Consider the following 15225-nt stretch of genomic DNA (forward strand, 5'->3'; position numbering starts at 1 on the left):
CGGCGTTCGCTGCCGGCGTCCGCCGGGGCGGAGAGGGCTGCCCGTCCGCGCGATGCCCGCCGCCTCACCGGGCCCGTCGCCAGCTGAGCCGCGCGTGCGGGCCGTGCGGGCCGGTGGCGAGGAGGGCGGCCAACTCCTGGAGCACGGAGGCCGGATCGCGCCGCAGCCGGACGGGGGTGGTGCGGACGACCGGCAGGCCCGCGGCGGTCAGCCGGTTGGCGCGGGCCAGGCTGCGTTCGTGGCCGGCCGGGCTCAGGTGCCAGGCCCGGGAGTCGATCTCCAGCGCGACGCAGGCGTGCGGCCAGTAGGCGTCCGGGACGGCGAGGAAGCGGCCGTCCAGGAAGAGCACCGGATTCCAGAGCGGTTCCGGCAGGCCCGCCCGTGCACCAGCTCCCGGGCCTCGCCCTCCACCACCGACCGCACCCCGGCCGAGAGGCCCTCCATCACCTGCGCGACGTGCGGGAGTTCGAGGGTGCCGGGGCGGGCGAGCAGCTGGTCCAGCAGCTCCCCGAAGGCGCAGTGGCGCCGCTGCACCGCCTCCGCGCAGAGAGCCCGGAGCCGGCGCCGCCCGGTCTCGCACGGCGCCAGGTCGGCCAGCGCCCGGGAGACCGTGGTGCTCCAGAGCCCGTCGTCCCGCTCGAATCCGCCCGGCATCGCCCCGGCCGCCCGGTGCACCCGGACGAACCCCCGGTCGGCGACCCGGCGTTGGCCGGGGATCAGCACGTCGACCTCGGCGAGGTCCGCGGGGTGCCCGGCGGACGGCAGCCCCGCGTCGGCGAGCACGGCGACCCCGGTCAGCAGCACCTCGCCGCCCTGCACCGCCCTGCCCTTCGGCCCGGCGTACGCCAGCGCCGCGCGCCGCCGTTGATGCGACGTCAGCCTCCCGGTCTGCAGGCAGATCACCCGGGGCAGCACCCGCTGCCACGGGCCGCCGGGGCGCAGCCGGTGGGCGATGGTGCCGGGCGGTACGCCGAGGCGGCGCAGCTGCGCCCGGGTGACGATGTGCTGCTGGTCGGCGCCGAGCAGCAGCAGCGGGTCGAGGAGGTCGACGCGGGTTATGCCCGGGTGCTTCCCGCCCGGGTCGGAGGTATGCGAAACGTCCCTCTCCGGGGGAGCGGGCCGGGAATGAGGTTGACGCCGCACCGGTCGGGGGGCTGGGCTTGGGCGCGATGAGTACCCTTCACACCGGCCCCGCGCTCGACGCGCTCAACGGCCTCTCCGTCGGCGACGCCCTCGGCGCCCAGTTCTTCGTACCCGACACCGCCGCGGCCCACTTCGCCGCCCGCAGCGCACCGCCCGGCCCCTGGCCGTGGACCGACGACACCGAGATGGCCTGCTCGGTGTACGCGGCCCGGACCGAACGCGGCGCCGTCGACACCTTCGACCTCACCCACTCCTTCGCCCGCCGGCACGACTTCGACCGCGGCTACGGTCCGGCCGCCAACCGCCTGCTGCGGCTGGTCCGCGAGGGCGGCGACGCCAAGGCCCTGGCCGCCGAACTCTTCGACGGCCAGGGCTCGTACGGCAACGGCGCGGCGATGCGGGTGGCGCCGCTGGGGGCGCTGTACGCCGCGAACCCGCCGGAGGCGATCCGGCCGGCGGTCGAGACGGCGCTGATCACCCACACCCACCCGCAGGCGGTGGACGGCGCGATCGCCGTCGCGGTGGCCGCGGCCTTCGCGGTCCAGGCGCGGACGACGAGGATGACACCGGAGAGCTTCCTGCAGAAGGTCGGTCACCACACGCCGGCGGGAGCCGTTCGGGAGGGGCTGGACGAGGCCGTCGGGCTGCTCGCCGAGCCGGACCCGAAGGTCGCGGCCAGGGTGCTCGGCAACGGCAGCCGTACCAGCGCGGCCGACACCGTCCCCTATGCGCTCTGGTGCGCGGCCCGGCGGCTCACCGACTACCCGGCGGCCGTCTGGGAGGCCGTCGGTGCGGGCGGCGACATGGACACCGTCGCCGCCATCACCGGCGGTGTGGTCGCCGCGTACACCGGCACCACGGGCATCCCGGCGGCCTGGATGGCCGCCCGCGAGCCGCTTCCGGCCTGGGCGTTCCCGGAGCCCGGCAGCGTCACGGACGGGCCGGGGAGGGGAGGGATGCGGGTGCCGCGCCCCCACCCCGTCCCGGACGTGCAGTGGACGGACGAGGAGTGGCAGCGCATCCGGACCGGGCCGGATCCGGTCACGCTGGACTTCCGCTGGACCGTCCACACCCACGAGGGGACCGTCCGGATCTGCCGCCCGAACCGCTTCGCGGTCTGGGAGGTGACGGTCGCCCGCGTCCGCGGGGGCTGGCGCCCGGTGTCCGCGGTGGTCGAGGCGAGCCCCGACCGCTGGCCGGCGCTGCCGGTGGATCCGCACGGCCTCGACGTCCTCACCCGGGTGCTGAGGACCGCCGCGACCGGGAGGCCCTGCCTGGTGGACCCGCCGGCCTGAGGCCGCCCCTCGTCAGGCCGTGATCAGGTGCGCGGCGCCGCCGTGTCTAAGGCACTCCTGGTTGATCGCCCGGTCCGGGGCGCTCGGCGAGGTGGCGGCGGCGATCCGCAGCTCGATGATGTCCCGCACGGCGGGCCACTCCGAGTCGAGGATCGAGTAGAACGCGGTGGAACGCACCACCCCGTCCAGTCCGCGCGAGTGAGCCCGGCGGACGCCCTCGCAGGTGGCGCCGAGGCGCTCGATCGCCGCCCGGGAGCGCAGGTTGCGGGCGTCGGCGCGCAGCGAGATCCGCTGCACGCCCCACTCCTCGAAGGCGTACCGCAGCATCAGCAGCTTCGCCTCGGTGTTGATGCCGGTGCCCTGGGCGCGCGGCGAGAGCCAGGTGTTGCCGATCTCGGCGGCGTCCGGGACGGCCGTGGCGGGGTCGCCGAACGGCACGCCGGGCACCGGCGGCCAGACGACCGGGCCCTGCCAGTAGTCGAGTTCCAGGAAGCGCGTGGAACCGACCACCCGGCCGTCGGCGAGGTTCACCGTCGCGAACGGCATCGACCGGCCCGCGGCCTGGTCGGCGAGGGCGCGCGCGATGTAGTCGCGGGCCGCTTCCAGGCCGTGCGGGACGGCCGTGAAGGCATAGGTCGTACGGTCCTCGGCGCCGGCCTCGGCGATGGCCTCGGCGTGGTGCGCGGCGAGGGGCTCCAGCCGCACGGTGCGGCCGGTGAGGATGACAGGTACGGGCACGGAACCTTCGGTCCTTCATCGGTCGGAGGGCGCGTCCCGTGCCGGGATAGGGCGCGGGCTGCGGTGGACTTCGCCCCGGCTCCGGAGGCCGCCCGTCCAAGGCCGCGCACGCCGGAGGCCGGTCGAGCGGGGTGGGGGCGGCGGCCCGGTGGCGGGCAGCGCGGTGCCGGAACGGACACGGGTCGACGGACCGGTCCGGCGGGATGAGCGAGGGGACAGTGTGCGTCCGCGAGATGGCCGAAGAGGAAACGAGAGCGCGAAGGGAAGCAGGCGGCCAGGTGAAGGCAAGATGCGTCGTGGGTGACTGGCCGAGCACCGGGCCGGGTCGTGATCGACGGCGTTACGGACGACGTGACGACGACGCGACGATGCGAGGCAGCGAGAGGACGATACCCGCCAGAAGGCGGTGCGTCACTTCGCGGCACACGAATGGCCGCGCAGCTTTGCCCCGGAGGCCCTTCCGGAGGCCTCTGGGCGCCCGTGACCAGCGGTTTTCCGTCCGGGTGCGATCATGGTCGGGACGGCACTCCGGTGGGCCGCGGAGGGCACTCCGGCGGGTCGCCGGACGTTCACCGGTGCAGCGGCGGTCCGACGCCCGGCCAGCGCGGGAATTCCGGCGGGTCCGGGCACGCTGCAGACGAGGAGAAGCCGGTACGAGTCGACGAGTAGAGAACGGGGTTGGGTGCGCGGTGCGTGATCCCCAGGCGCTGTACGAGCTGGATCAGCAGGGCGTGGCCGCGGTGGCCGCGGCGAACGCCGCGTTGGCCGACACCGGCGCCGGCCTGGTCCTGCTCCACCACTTCGAGGGCTTCATGGACGCAGGCGAGGCCGGCGGACAGGTGATGGCCCACCTGCTGGAGCAGGGTTCGCCGCAGGTGGTGGCCCGCTTCGACCACGACCGCCTGGTGGACTACCGGGCCCGCCGCCCCGCGATGGTCTTCGACCGCGAGCACTGGTCCTCCTACGACCCGCCGGAGATCCTGCTCCAGCTCGTCCACGACGCGGCCGGTGCGCCGTTCCTGCTGCTCACCGGCCCCGAGCCGGACGTCGAGTGGGAGCGCTTCTCGGCCGCCGTGCGCGGGCTGGTCGAGCAGTTCGAGGTCCGCCTGACGCTGGACTTCCACGGCATCCCGATGGGCGTGCCGCACACCCGCCCGGTCGGTCTGACCCCGCACGGCAACCGGCTGGACCTCGCGGCCGGGTACCCGCAGTGGTTCGAGCAGGCCCAGGTGCCCGGCAGCGCGCAGGCGCTGCTGGAGTACCGGCTCGCCGAGGCCGGGCACGACGTGCTGGGTTTCGCCGTGCACGTGCCGCACTACGTGGCGCGCTCGGAATATCCGGCGGCGGCGGTGCTGATCCTGGAGGCGGTGCAGTCGGCCACCGGCCTGGTGCTGCCGGGCACCCGGCTGCGCGAGCGGGTCGGCGAGGTCTACGCCGACATCGAGGAGCAGCTGGCCCAGGGGGACGGCGAGTTGCGCTCGGCGATCCGCGGCATGGAGGGCCAGTACGACGCGGTGGCGGGCGCCGAGGGCCGGGACAGTCTGCTGGCCGAGCCGGTCGACCTGCCGTCGGCGGACGAGCTGGGCCGGCGCTTCGAGCAGTTCCTCGCCGAGCACGAGCGCGGCCCCGAGTAGGCCGTACCGCAGGATCCGGGAATCCCCGGACGGGCGGGAGTCATCGGACACCGCCCGTTCGTTGGCGACGAGGTGCCCGGGGGACGGGCCGCCACAGGGAGAGACGTCGTCGTTCCGACCCCCGGGGGGATTCCATGCCGGTGCCCACAGGCCCGACCACGCCAGGCCCGACGGCAACAGGCCCGGCCACACGCCCGACCGCGTGCTCGGCTGTGCGCCCGCTGCCGTTTGCGCGCCCGCTCCCTGCTGCGCGCCCGCTGCCGGTGCGGGCCGCTGCTCTGGCCGCCGGGCTGGCCGTGTTGCTGCTGGCCGGGTGCAGCGGCGGGGGCGGCGACGGAACCGGGGCCCCCGCGCCGGACGGCCCGCACCCGGTCCGGGCCACCGCGACGCCGACGCCGACGCCGACACCCACGCCCGTCGGCCCGTACGTCGCCCTCGGGGACTCGTACACCTCGGGCCTGAAGATCGCCCCGCAGGTGGGGGAGCCCAGGGGCTGCGCCCGGTCGGCGGTCAACTACCCGTCCCTGGTGGCCAAGTCGCTGGGCCTGGCGGACGGCCAGTTCCGCGACGTCAGTTGCAGTGGCGCCCGCACCGGCGACCTGACGGGCTCCCAGCAGACCGACGGCGGGGCCAACCCGCCCCAACTGGACGCGCTCACCCCGGCCACCCGGCTGGTCACGGTCGGGATCGGCGGCAACGACGCCGGGTTCATGGAAGTCGTCGGCGAGTGCGCCAGGGAGAACCTGGTCGACGTGGTGAAGGGCCTGGTCGGATCGGGCCGGGCCGAGTCGCCGTGCCGCGAGCACTACGCCTCCGCCGCCGGCGCCGTCGACCAGGTGCAGAGCAAGGTCGACGCGGCCGGCGAGCGACTGGGCCGGGTGCTCCAGGAGGTCAGGCGCCGGTCCCCGCAGGCCCGGGTGTACGTGGTCGGCTACCCCTCGCTGCTTCCGGCCGACCCGGCCGCCTGCGCGCCGGTGCTCGGCGGCGCCGTCGCCGCGGCCGACCTCGGCTTCCTGGCGGAGAAGGAGCAGCAGTTGAACGCGATGCTCAAGGGCCGCGCGGAGACGGCCGGCGCGGTCTTCGTGGACGCCGCCGCCCCCTCGGCCGGTCACGACATGTGCGCGGGGGAGGCCGACCGCTGGGTCGAGCCGCCCTTCCCGGCGTCCGGCCTGGCGGCGATCCACCCCAACGCCAAGGGGCAGCAGGGCGTGGCCGCCGCCGTGCTTAAGGCGGTCCGGGGCTGACCGCGGCCGTGCGCGAGGCGGTCCGGGGCGTGACCGCCGACGCGCGTGAGGTCATCCGGGGCTGACCGCCGCCGCGCTCAACACCGCCCGGGGCGTGACCGTCGCCGGCCGGATTCCGGCCCGTCAGTTCCGGGAGTGCCCGGGGCCCTTGCCACCCCGGGCCACCAGGGTGACGCTGCGCGCCAGTTCGGCGGCGTAGTCCCAGGTCAGGGACGGAACGTCGAACAGCAGCCGGTACCACATCGGGCCGAAGACGAGGTCGATCAGGTGGTCGTCGTTCGGGTGGACGACCTCGCCGCGCTCCCGGCCGCGGGCCAGCAGCTCACGCACCGCCTCCCGCCGCACCTTGATCAGCCGCTCCCAGAGCAGGGCGCCGAACTCGGGGTCCTGCAACGCCTCCGCGGCCAGGGCCCGGTTCAGGGTGCCGCTGACCGTCCGCTGCGCCTCGAACGTCGCCGTGAGCAGGACGGTCAGGTCGCCGAGCAGTGAGCCGGTGTCCGGCGTCGGCAGCCTGGTCGCGGCGATGCCGCCGAGGGTGTCCAGCACCACCTCGCCCTTGCTGCGGTAGCGGCGGTACACGGTTTGCTTGGAGACGCCGCTGACGGCGGCGATGCCCTCCATGCTCAGGCCCCGGTAGCCGTCGCGTTCGACGATCTCGGTGACGGCCGCGCGGATGGCGGCGTCGACGGCGGGGTCGCGTGGTCGTCCGGTCATGGGGCCCACTCTAGAGCCCACTCCAGGGGTTGACATACGGTGCGTCTCGTATTGGAATAGCAATACGCAACGGACCGTATTGGAAAGGGGGGCTCCGATGCATCCCCACCCCGCACAGCAATCCGGGCAATCCGGGCAGCCCGGGCGACCGGAACGACCCGGGCAGTCCGCGCAAGCCCGCAACCCCGGCCGGCCCGACCGAGCCGCACCTGCCCTGCTGGCCCTCTCGCTCGGCTACTTCACCCTCGGCACCAGTTCGCTGGCGGTGGTCGGCCTCGGCTCGCCGATCGGCCGTGACCTGCACACCGGGCCCGGCAGCGTCGGCGTCCTGGTCAGCGTGTTCGCACTGAGCTTCGCGCTGGCCGCGCCCTTCGCCCCCGCCCTGCTCGGCCGGCTGGACCGCCGGGCCGCACTCCTCGTCGGCCTGGCACTGCTGACCGCCGGCGGCGTGCTCGGCGCCCTCGCCCCCTCCTACGGGGTGCTGGCGGTGTCGCGCGTGGTGGCCGGGCTCGGTGGCGCCGTGTTCGGCCCGGCCTCCTCGGCGGTCGGCTCGCTGATCGTCCCCGAGGAGCGCCGCTCCCGTGCGCTGGCCACCGTGTTCGCCGGAATGACGGTCGCGGCGGTCGCCGGTGTGCCGCTCAGCTCCTACCTGGGCGAGGCCGTCGGCTGGCGCTGGGCGCTGGCCGCGGTGGCGGGGGCGAGCCTGCTGGCGCTGGCCCTGGTCGCCGCCCTCGTCCCGGCCGTCCCGGCGGGGGAGCCACCGACCGCCGCCGCCTACCGGGCCGTGCTGGCCGCCCCGGGCGCCTCGGCGACCGTGCTCACCACGCTGTTCTGCATGGCCGCCCAGTTCACCGTCTACGGGGTCGCCGGCGCCTACCTCGCCGCCCGCTTCGGGCTCGGGCCGGGTGCGGTGACGGGGGTGCTCTTCGCCTTCGGCGCGGTCGGCGTCCTGGGCAACGCCTGCGGGGTCCGGCTCTCGGCGCGGCTCGGGGGCGCGGTCACGGTCACGGTCACCCTGGCCGGCCTGGCCGCCGCCTTCGCCGGTCTGCTCGCCTCCCCGCGCGGACCGGCCGGAGCGCTGCTGCTCTTCGCCGTCTGGGCCTTCTTCGGCCAGCTCTACCAGGCCCCGCAGCAGGCTCGGCTGATCGCGCTCCGCCCCGACCAGCGCGGCGTGCTGCTCGCGCTCAACGCCTCGATGCTCTACGTCGGCATCAGCCTCGGCAGCCTGCTCGCGGGCTCGCTGCTGTCCGTCCTCGGCGCCCGGGCGCTGCCCGCGGTCGGCCTCGCCGCACTCGCCTTCGCCGGCCTGTCCCACCTCGCCTCCGTCCGCGGCCCGGTCCGCCGCCGGCCCGGCGCCGCCGTCACCGTCCAGTCCCGTACCGCCTGACCCCGAACAGGAGCCGTCCCATGAACGTCACCACCGCCACCACCACCGCCACCGCCACCGACCTCGCCACCGCCCGTGAGCTGGTCCGGGACTACCTGGAGACCGTCTGGAACCAGGGGCGGACCGACCTGGCCGGCCGCTACCTCGCCGAGGACCTCGCCCAGCACAACCCCAACCTCCCCGACGGCCGCGCGGCGCTCACCGCCTTCGTCGACGGCCTCCGCGCCCAGCTGCCGGAGCTCCGCTTCGAGCTGCGCCGCCTCGCCGCCGACGGTGACCTGGTCTTCGCGCACTCCCTGTTCACCGCCGCCCCGGGCGACGACGGCCGGGCCGTCATCGACGTCTTCCGCCTCGAAGGCGGTTTGATCGCCGAGCACTGGGACCTCAACGAGGCGGTCCCCGCCACCACCGCCAGCGGCCGTCCGGTCGTCTGACCCACCGCGGCCCGGGTGCGGCGCGACGGCGCGACCCACCGGCTCCCCCGGACCGTCCGGGGGAGCCGGTGCAGGCGCGCCACCGGCCGACGGGGCTGCCGCCCGCCGTCCGCCCCGTGATCAACCCCTTCCGCCCGCCGCGCCCCCGTGCCACCATGCCGCCGTGAACTCCGCCACCGCGCCCCGGGATCCGGTCCGGCTCGCCGACGCCCTCCGCTTCCTCGCCGAACTGGTCGCCTGGGTCGCCACCCCCTGGGCGCTGGCCCCGCATTCGGTCGTGCTGGCGGTCCTCTCGGTGGTCGTCCTGATCGGCCTTCCCACCGTCCTCGCCACCCCGGGGGACAAGAAGCAGGTCCTCGTCGCGGTCCCCGGCGCGGTCACCATCGGGCTGGTGGTCCTCCAGCTGGCAGCCGCGGTCGTCTCCTCCTGGCTGGCCTGGCCGGCACCGGTCGCCGTCGTGGTCACCGTTCTGGCCGCCGCCTGCGCGGTCACCGAAGTCCCCCGCTGGCGCGGGCTGCTCGCCGCCTGACTGCGGCTCCGCGCCCCGACCACGCCCCGGCACGCCCCGCCCGCGCCGCGCGCCCCGCCCACCCCGGCCCGCAGGCAAGGGTTCACGCTCCGGCCCGCGCCCCTTCGCGCGCGGCACCCCCCGGGTGTCGGAGCCGCGGCGTACCGTGATGGCCATATGGACGACACCGCGCACCGCCTCACCGCAGCCCCGAGCCCGTACGACCACGCCGCAGAGGCCCGCTGGGTGCCCGAACCGGACAAGCGCCCCGGCCGGACGGCGTTCCAGCGCGACCGCGCCCGCGTGCTCCACTCCGCCGCCCTGCGCCGGCTGGCCGGCACCACCCAGGTGGTCGCCCCGATGCGCAGCGACTTCCCCCGCACCCGGCTCACCCACTCCCTCGAATGCGCCCAGGTCGGCCGGGAGTTGGGCGCCGCCCTGGGCTGTGACCCGGACCTCGTCGAGACCGCCTGCCTGGCCCACGACATCGGCCACCCGCCGTTCGGTCACACCGGCGAGGAGGCGCTCGACCAGGCCGCCGAGGCCTGCGGAGGCTTCGAGGGCAACGCGCAGTCGCTGCGCATCCTCACCCGGCTGGAGCCCAAGCGCTTCGCCCCGCAGGACGATCAGCCCGCCCGGCTCGCCCCCTGGCCCGGCCGCAGCGTCGGCCTCAACCTGAGCCGCGCCGCCCTGGACGCCGCCACCAAGTACCCCTGGACGCACGGCGCCCACCCCACCGACCCGGCCTCGCCCAAGTACGGCGTCTACGCCGACGACCTGCCGGTCTTCCGCTGGCTTCGGGCCGGCTCCCCGGCCGGGCGCAAGTGCTTCGAGGCCACCGTCATGGACTGGTCCGACGACGTGGCCTACTCCACCCACGACGTCGAGGACGGTCTCCAAGCCGGCCACATCGACCCGGCCGTGCTGCGGGCGCCGAGCGAGCGCGCCGAGCTGTTCAAGGTGGCCGGGCGCTACGCCCAGGACGCCGAGCCCGAGGAGCTGGCGGCGGCGTTGGACCGGCTGCTCGCCCAGGAGTGGTGGCCCGGCTCCTACGACGGCTCGGCCCGGGCCCGGGCCGGGCTCAAGGACCTCACCAGCCAGCTGATCGGCCGCTTCTGCCTGGCCGCCGAGCAGGCCACCCGGGCCCGCTACGGCCCCGGCCGGCTCACCCGGTACGCGGCCGAGCTGGTGGTGCCGCGGGACGTCCGGCTGGAGTGCGCGGTGCTGAAGGCGGTCGCCGTCCGGTTCGTGATGCAGCGCGACGAGCAGGCCCAGCTGCGGGCCCGCCAGCGGATCGTGATCGCCGAGCTGGCCTACGTGCTGAACCAGCGCGCCCCCGAGGGCCTCGACCCGGTCTTCGCCACCCTCTACGAGGAGGCGGACGACGACCGCGCCGCCCTCCGTGCGGTGATCGACCAGATCGCGACCCTCACCGACGCCTCGGCCACGGCGCTGCACGCCAAGCTGGTCGGGGCGGCCTGGAAGTAGCCCCGGCCCCGGTCCGCCCCGCGCCGCCCCGGAAACCCACGGCACCCAAGTAGACTTCCGGGGTGGCCGGGCGCATCAGGGACGAAGACGTACAGGCGGTGCGCAGCGCACTGCCGATCGACGTGGTCGTCGGTGACTACGTACAGCTCACCAATGGTGGCGGTGGCGAGTACAAGGGTGTCTGCCCCTTCCACGACGAGAAGTCCGCCTCCTTCTACGTGAACCCCTCCAAGGGCGTCTTCCACTGCTTCGGCTGCCAGGAGAACGGCGACACCATCGCCTTCCTGATGAAGATCGAGCACTTCACCTTCGCCGAGGCCGTCGAGCGGATGGCCGCCCAGGCCAACATCACGCTCCGCTACGAGGAGGGCGGGTACAGCCCCCGCCACCAGCAGGGCGAGCGCACCCGCCTGGTCGAGGCGCACAAGGTGGCCGCCGCCTACTACCAGGAGCAGCTCGTCTCGCCGGAGGCGGAGATCGGCCGCCGTTTCCTGGACGAGCGCGGTTTCGACGAGCAGGCGGCGCAGACCTTCGGCGTCGGCTACGCCCCGGCGGGCTGGGAGCACCTGGTCCGCTACCTGCGCGGCAAGGGTTTCAGCGACAAGGAGATCCTGCTCGGCGGCCTGGCCTCGCAGGGCCAGCGCGGCGGCCTGATCGACCGCTTCCGGGGCCGGCTGGTCTGGCCGATCCGGGACATCGCGGGCGAGGTGGTCGGCTTCGGCGCCCGCCGCCTGCGCGAGGACGACAACGGCCCGAAGTACCTGAACACCCCCGAGACGCCGATCTACAAGAAGTCCCACGTGTTGTACGGCATCGACCTGGCGAAGAAGGAGATCGCCAAGTCCGGCCGGGCGGTGGTGGTCGAGGGCTACACCGATGTGATGGCCTGCCACCTGGCGGGTGTCACCACGGCGGTGGCCACCTGCGGTACGGCGTTCGCCGAGGATCACATCAAGATCATCCGCCGGCTGCTGATGGATACCTCCCAGTACCGCGGCGAGACCGTCTTCACCTTCGACGGCGACGCGGCGGGCCAGAAGGCCGCCCTGCGCGCCTTCGAGGACGACCAGAAGTTCGCCGCCAAGACCTCCATCGCGGTCAGCCCCGGCGGAATGGACCCGTGCGAGCTGCGCCTGGCCAAGGGCGACGAGGCGGTCCGCGAGCTGATCGACAACCCGGTCCCGCTGTTCGAGTTCGCGCTGCGCTCGGCCGTCGCCCGGCACCGCGTGGAGACCCCGGAGGGCCGCTCGGCGGCGCTGGAGGAGGCCGCCCCGATCGTCGCCAAGATCAAGGACCGCTCGATCCAGCACCAGTACGCCGTCCGGCTGGCCGGCATGCTCGGCATCCTGGACGAGCAGTTCGTGGTCCGCCGGATCTCCCAGCTGGCCCGCTGGGACCGCGAGCGCCAGCTGAACCCGAGGGCCAACGGCCAGCAGCGCCGCCCCGAGCAGCCGCAGCCGGTCAGGTCCGTCACCCCGCTCTTCCGCCTCAACCCGCGTGACCCGGCCCAGTTCGTCGAGCGCGAGCTGCTCAAACTGGCCCTTCAGCACCCGGACCTCGTCGCCCCGGCCTTCGACCACTACGGCGAGGACGAGTTTCCGACCCCGCCGTACACCGCCGTGCGCCGGGCCATCGCCCAGGCCGGCGGAGCGGCGCACGGGGCCGGCCGGGCCGACTTCACCAGCGAGGTGCGCGAGGCGTCCCCGGACGACCAGGTGCGGTCGCTGGTGACCGAGCTCACCGTGGAGCCGGTGCGGTCGCGCCGCAAGGCGGACGCGATCTACGCGGGGGAGTTCCTGGTGCAGCTGCGGCTCCAGGCGGTGGACCAGAGGATCACCGAAGGGCGCGCCTACCTCAACCAGCTCCACGCTCGCGGCGCGAGCGAGGAGTGGAACGCGGTGAGCAACGAGCTCTGGCAGCTTGAGCAGTACAAGCAGCGACTGCGCAGCCAGGGTGCCGCGGGGCTGTAGCCCTCTCCGGAGAAAGTCCGCGCACGAGTCTCGGCCACGGAGTGTGGCGTGCCGCACACTGGAGGGCGTCCCACCTCCGTACAGCGCGGGTCCGCCAGAGTCGCGCCCGCCCCGAGGGATGCCCGTGGACCAAGGTCTTGCCGCGACCACCCGCCCGACCACCGACCCGCTCGCCCCCCACGACGACCACGGCCGGGCCGGCACTCCGCCGCCGGACGGTGCCCGGGTGCCCGCGCAGGGCCACCCCGAGGTCCCCGAGGTCCCCGAGGACCCTGAACCCTCAGAAGCCGAAGCCGAAGCCGAAGCCGAAGCCGAAGCCGACTCGGACCCGGAACCGGACGCCGAACCCGGTACCAGGGCCGAAGCCGATGCCGACCCGGACGTCGAACCCGACCTCGACGCCGACCCGGCTCCCGCCGGCGTGACCGGCCCCTCGGCGGACCTGCTCCGCCAGTACCTGCGCGAGATCGGCCGGATCCGGCTGCTGAACGCCGCCGAGGAGGTGGAGCTGGCCCGCCGGATCGAGGCCGGCCTCTTCGCCGAGGAGCGGCTGAACCGCGAGCCGCCGCCCGCCGACCCGCTGGCCGGTGAGCTGGACACCCTGGTGGTGATCGGACGGATCGCCAAACGGCGGCTGATCGAGGCCAACCTGCGCCTGGTGGTCTCGGTCGCCAAGCGCTACATCGGTCGCGGGCTGACCCTGCTGGACCTGGTCCAGGAGGGCAACCTCGGCCTGATCCGGGCAGTGGAGAAGTTCGACTACGCCCGCGGCTACAAGTTCTCCACCTACGCCACCTGGTGGATCCGGCAGGCGATGAGCCGGGCGCTGGCCGACCAGGCGCGGACGATCCGGGTGCCGGTGCACGTGGTCGAACTGATCAACCGCGTGGTCCGGGTGCAGCGCGCGCTGCTCCAGCAGCGCGGGACCGAACCGACCCCGGCGGAGATCGCCGTCGTGCTGGAGCTGACCGAGGCGAGGGTGCGCGAGCTGATCCGGCTGGCCCAGGAGCCGATCTCGCTGCACACCCCGGTCGGCGAGGAGGACGACGTGGCGCTCGGCGACCTGATCGAGGACGCCGACGCCGCCTCACCCGCCGAGTCCGCCACCTTCCTGCTGTTGCGTCAGCACCTGGAGGCGGTGCTGGCCACCCTCGGCGAGCGCGAGCGCCAGGTCGTCCAGCTCCGTTACGGCCTGGACGACGGCCGCCCCCGCACTCTGGAAGAGATCGGGGTGGTGTTCGGGGTGACCAGGGAACGGATCCGCCAGATCGAGTCCAAGACCCTGGTCAAGCTCCGCGACCACGCCTTCGCCGAGCAGCTCCGCGGCTACCTGGACTAGGAGCCGCTCGGGCTCGCGCCACCCGGGCTCGCGGCGTCCGCGCCCGGGGCGGTCGGGCTCGCCGTGGTCGGCGGCGAGGCCGGGCCGATCGGGATCGGGGTGGAGGCGACCAGGTGGGCCAGGTCGGAGGCGCTCACCGTGCAGGCGCCCCCGGCCGGCTGCTGTCCGCAGACCTGGAAGGTCGCGGCCGGGTCCGCCGCGTTGACCATCAGCGAGTAGTTGTCGTAGCCCCAGTGGATGAGCGCCGTCTCCGTCTCGCCGCTGCTGCTGGTGATGGTGGAGGAGTCGCCCGGCTCGCCCTCGGTGATGGCGGCCCAGGCGGCCTGGCACTTCTCGCTGTACCGGAGGTAGATGACCACCTTGGCGATGTTGTTGGTCTGCAGGGTCCGGGCGTCGGCCCCGCAGCCGGTCGCCTTGGGGTCCTTGTGCGAGCAGCCCATCGCCTGGCAGGCGGACGCCGGCGGGGCCGGCGAGGCGGGCTTGGCGGCCGGGCTCGTGGCCGTGGCCGTGGTCGGGACGGGCTGCGCGACGGCGGCCGGCTCCTCCCCGCCGCCGTGGGTGTACCGGACCCCGGCCAGCACCAGTAGCACCGCCGCCGCCATCGCGCCGGCCGCCAGCGCCACCGGCCGGCGCCACCACGGCGTCGCCGGGGAGGGCTCCCCGGCGAAGGGGCCCACGGCAAGGTCCTCCGCAGGGTCGGCGGCCTCCGTCGCGGGCCCGCTCACCGTCTCGGCCACCGGCCCGGAGAGGACGTCCGTGAGGCCCTCCGGCACGGGCTCCCCACCGGGTTCCACGGGTTCCCCGCCGGGTTCCACGGACTCCGCACCGGGCTCCACGGACTCCATGCCGGGCTCCACGCCGGCCCCGGCCCGGGGCTCCCGGACGTTCTCCGGTGCCACCGCGTCCGCCCAGAGCACCCGCAGCCTGGGGCCGTCGCACTCCACGGCCCCGATCAGCGCGTCCAGCGCCTGCTCGGTGACGACCCGCTTGCCGTTGAGCCAGCGCTCCCAGGAGGCGCGGCTGTAGTGGGTCCGGGTTGCCAGCTCCGACAGCGAGAGCCCGGTCGCGTCCTTGACGGCGCGGAGCTCCTCCGTCAGGCGTCGGGCGGGGCCGGACAGCTCGTCCGGCAGTTGCTTCCAGGCGGATGCCATGAGGCCTTCCCAACATCAGAAACAGGGGACGCGGGACCAACAGGGCCGAGTTGGGCACCGGCCCGGGGCCTGGGGGCGTCTCCGCGTCTCCAACCTCACCGGCCTGCCGTCTCAAACACCAGGTCATGGCGCTGAGACGGACGGAAGTGTCTCACACCCCCGCTGACGACTCGAACATTC

At 74.7% G+C, this 15225-nt stretch carries 14 protein-coding genes; 9 read left to right on the plus strand and 5 right to left on the minus strand.

Translation table 11 applies throughout. The features are described 5' to 3' along the window. Nucleotides 1–64 precede the first annotated feature (64 nt). Together C2142_RS26370 and C2142_RS26375 are read right to left on the minus strand one after the other, a co-directional pair. Nucleotides 65–349: a hypothetical protein gene (locus C2142_RS26370; protein ID WP_148645243.1), complete on the minus strand. Its 285-nt coding sequence runs from the start codon at nucleotides 347–349 to the stop codon at nucleotides 65–67. After that, nucleotides 253–1143 carry a hypothetical protein gene (locus C2142_RS26375; protein WP_148645244.1) on the minus strand — a complete coding sequence of 297 codons (891 nt, stop codon included), beginning with the start codon at nucleotides 1141–1143 and terminating at the stop codon, nucleotides 253–255. Before C2142_RS26375 ends, C2142_RS26370 begins: the two co-directional genes overlap by 97 nt. Nucleotides 1144–1169: 26 nt before the next feature. Between C2142_RS26375 and C2142_RS26380 the strand changes: the two genes are divergently transcribed. Then, nucleotides 1170–2438: an ADP-ribosylglycohydrolase family protein gene (locus C2142_RS26380; RefSeq protein ID WP_194235812.1), complete on the plus strand. Its 1269-nt coding sequence runs from the start codon at nucleotides 1170–1172 to the stop codon at nucleotides 2436–2438. A 12-nt stretch (nucleotides 2439–2450) separates the two neighbouring features. Here C2142_RS26380 and C2142_RS26385 read toward each other — a convergent pair whose 3' ends face one another. Beyond that, nucleotides 2451–3176 (minus strand): GNAT family protein, encoded by a 726-nt coding sequence (locus C2142_RS26385; RefSeq protein ID WP_148645245.1) that lies wholly within the window; start codon nucleotides 3174–3176, stop codon nucleotides 2451–2453. A 689-nt stretch (nucleotides 3177–3865) separates the two neighbouring features. Between C2142_RS26385 and C2142_RS26390 the strand changes: the two genes are divergently transcribed. Continuing rightward, the gene (locus C2142_RS26390; protein WP_148645246.1) at nucleotides 3866–4810 is read left to right on the plus strand and encodes a PAC2 family protein; all 945 of its coding nucleotides are present in this window, start codon (nucleotides 3866–3868) and stop codon (nucleotides 4808–4810) included. Nucleotides 4811–5073: 263 nt separating this feature from the next. Next, nucleotides 5074–6054 (plus strand): SGNH/GDSL hydrolase family protein, encoded by a 981-nt coding sequence (locus tag C2142_RS26395; protein WP_162002548.1) that lies wholly within the window; start codon nucleotides 5074–5076, stop codon nucleotides 6052–6054. Nucleotides 6055–6177: 123 nt separating this feature from the next. On the opposite strand, the gene C2142_RS26400 is transcribed toward C2142_RS26395, so the two are convergent. Then, the gene (locus C2142_RS26400) at nucleotides 6178–6768 is read right to left on the minus strand and encodes a TetR/AcrR family transcriptional regulator (RefSeq protein WP_162002549.1); all 591 of its coding nucleotides are present in this window, start codon (nucleotides 6766–6768) and stop codon (nucleotides 6178–6180) included. A 97-nt stretch (nucleotides 6769–6865) separates the two neighbouring features. Between C2142_RS26400 and C2142_RS26405 the strand changes: the two genes are divergently transcribed. From C2142_RS26405 to C2142_RS26430, 6 genes are all read left to right on the plus strand, one after another. Continuing rightward, on the plus strand, nucleotides 6866–8155 hold the full coding sequence (locus tag C2142_RS26405; protein ID WP_148645249.1) for an MFS transporter: 1290 nt from the start codon (nucleotides 6866–6868) through the stop codon (nucleotides 8153–8155). A gap of 20 nt (nucleotides 8156–8175) precedes the next feature. Further along, a complete protein-coding gene (locus C2142_RS26410) occupies nucleotides 8176–8589 on the plus strand; it encodes a nuclear transport factor 2 family protein (RefSeq protein WP_148645250.1) in 414 nt (137 codons plus the stop codon). A gap of 163 nt (nucleotides 8590–8752) precedes the next feature. Continuing rightward, the gene (locus C2142_RS26415) at nucleotides 8753–9118 is read left to right on the plus strand and encodes a hypothetical protein (RefSeq protein WP_148645251.1); all 366 of its coding nucleotides are present in this window, start codon (nucleotides 8753–8755) and stop codon (nucleotides 9116–9118) included. A 156-nt stretch (nucleotides 9119–9274) separates the two neighbouring features. Continuing rightward, nucleotides 9275–10585: a deoxyguanosinetriphosphate triphosphohydrolase gene (locus C2142_RS26420; protein WP_148645252.1), complete on the plus strand. Its 1311-nt coding sequence runs from the start codon at nucleotides 9275–9277 to the stop codon at nucleotides 10583–10585. A 62-nt stretch (nucleotides 10586–10647) separates the two neighbouring features. Next, a complete protein-coding gene (dnaG, locus tag C2142_RS26425) occupies nucleotides 10648–12555 on the plus strand; it encodes a DNA primase (RefSeq protein ID WP_148645253.1) in 1908 nt (635 codons plus the stop codon). A gap of 226 nt (nucleotides 12556–12781) precedes the next feature. Continuing rightward, nucleotides 12782–13894, plus strand: coding sequence for a sigma-70 family RNA polymerase sigma factor (locus tag C2142_RS26430; protein ID WP_241003274.1), 1113 nt, complete (start codon nucleotides 12782–12784; stop codon nucleotides 13892–13894). Here the strand turns inward: C2142_RS26430 and C2142_RS26435 are convergent. Next, nucleotides 13891–15045, minus strand: a complete 1155-nt coding sequence (locus C2142_RS26435; protein WP_148645255.1) for an XRE family transcriptional regulator — start codon at nucleotides 15043–15045, stop codon at nucleotides 13891–13893. The genes C2142_RS26430 and C2142_RS26435 overlap by 4 nt on opposite strands. Between the last annotated feature and the right edge of the window lie 180 nt (nucleotides 15046–15225).

The organism is Streptomyces sp. CB01881, assembly GCF_002953255.1.
Taxonomy (GTDB): domain Bacteria; phylum Actinomycetota; class Actinomycetes; order Streptomycetales; family Streptomycetaceae; genus Kitasatospora.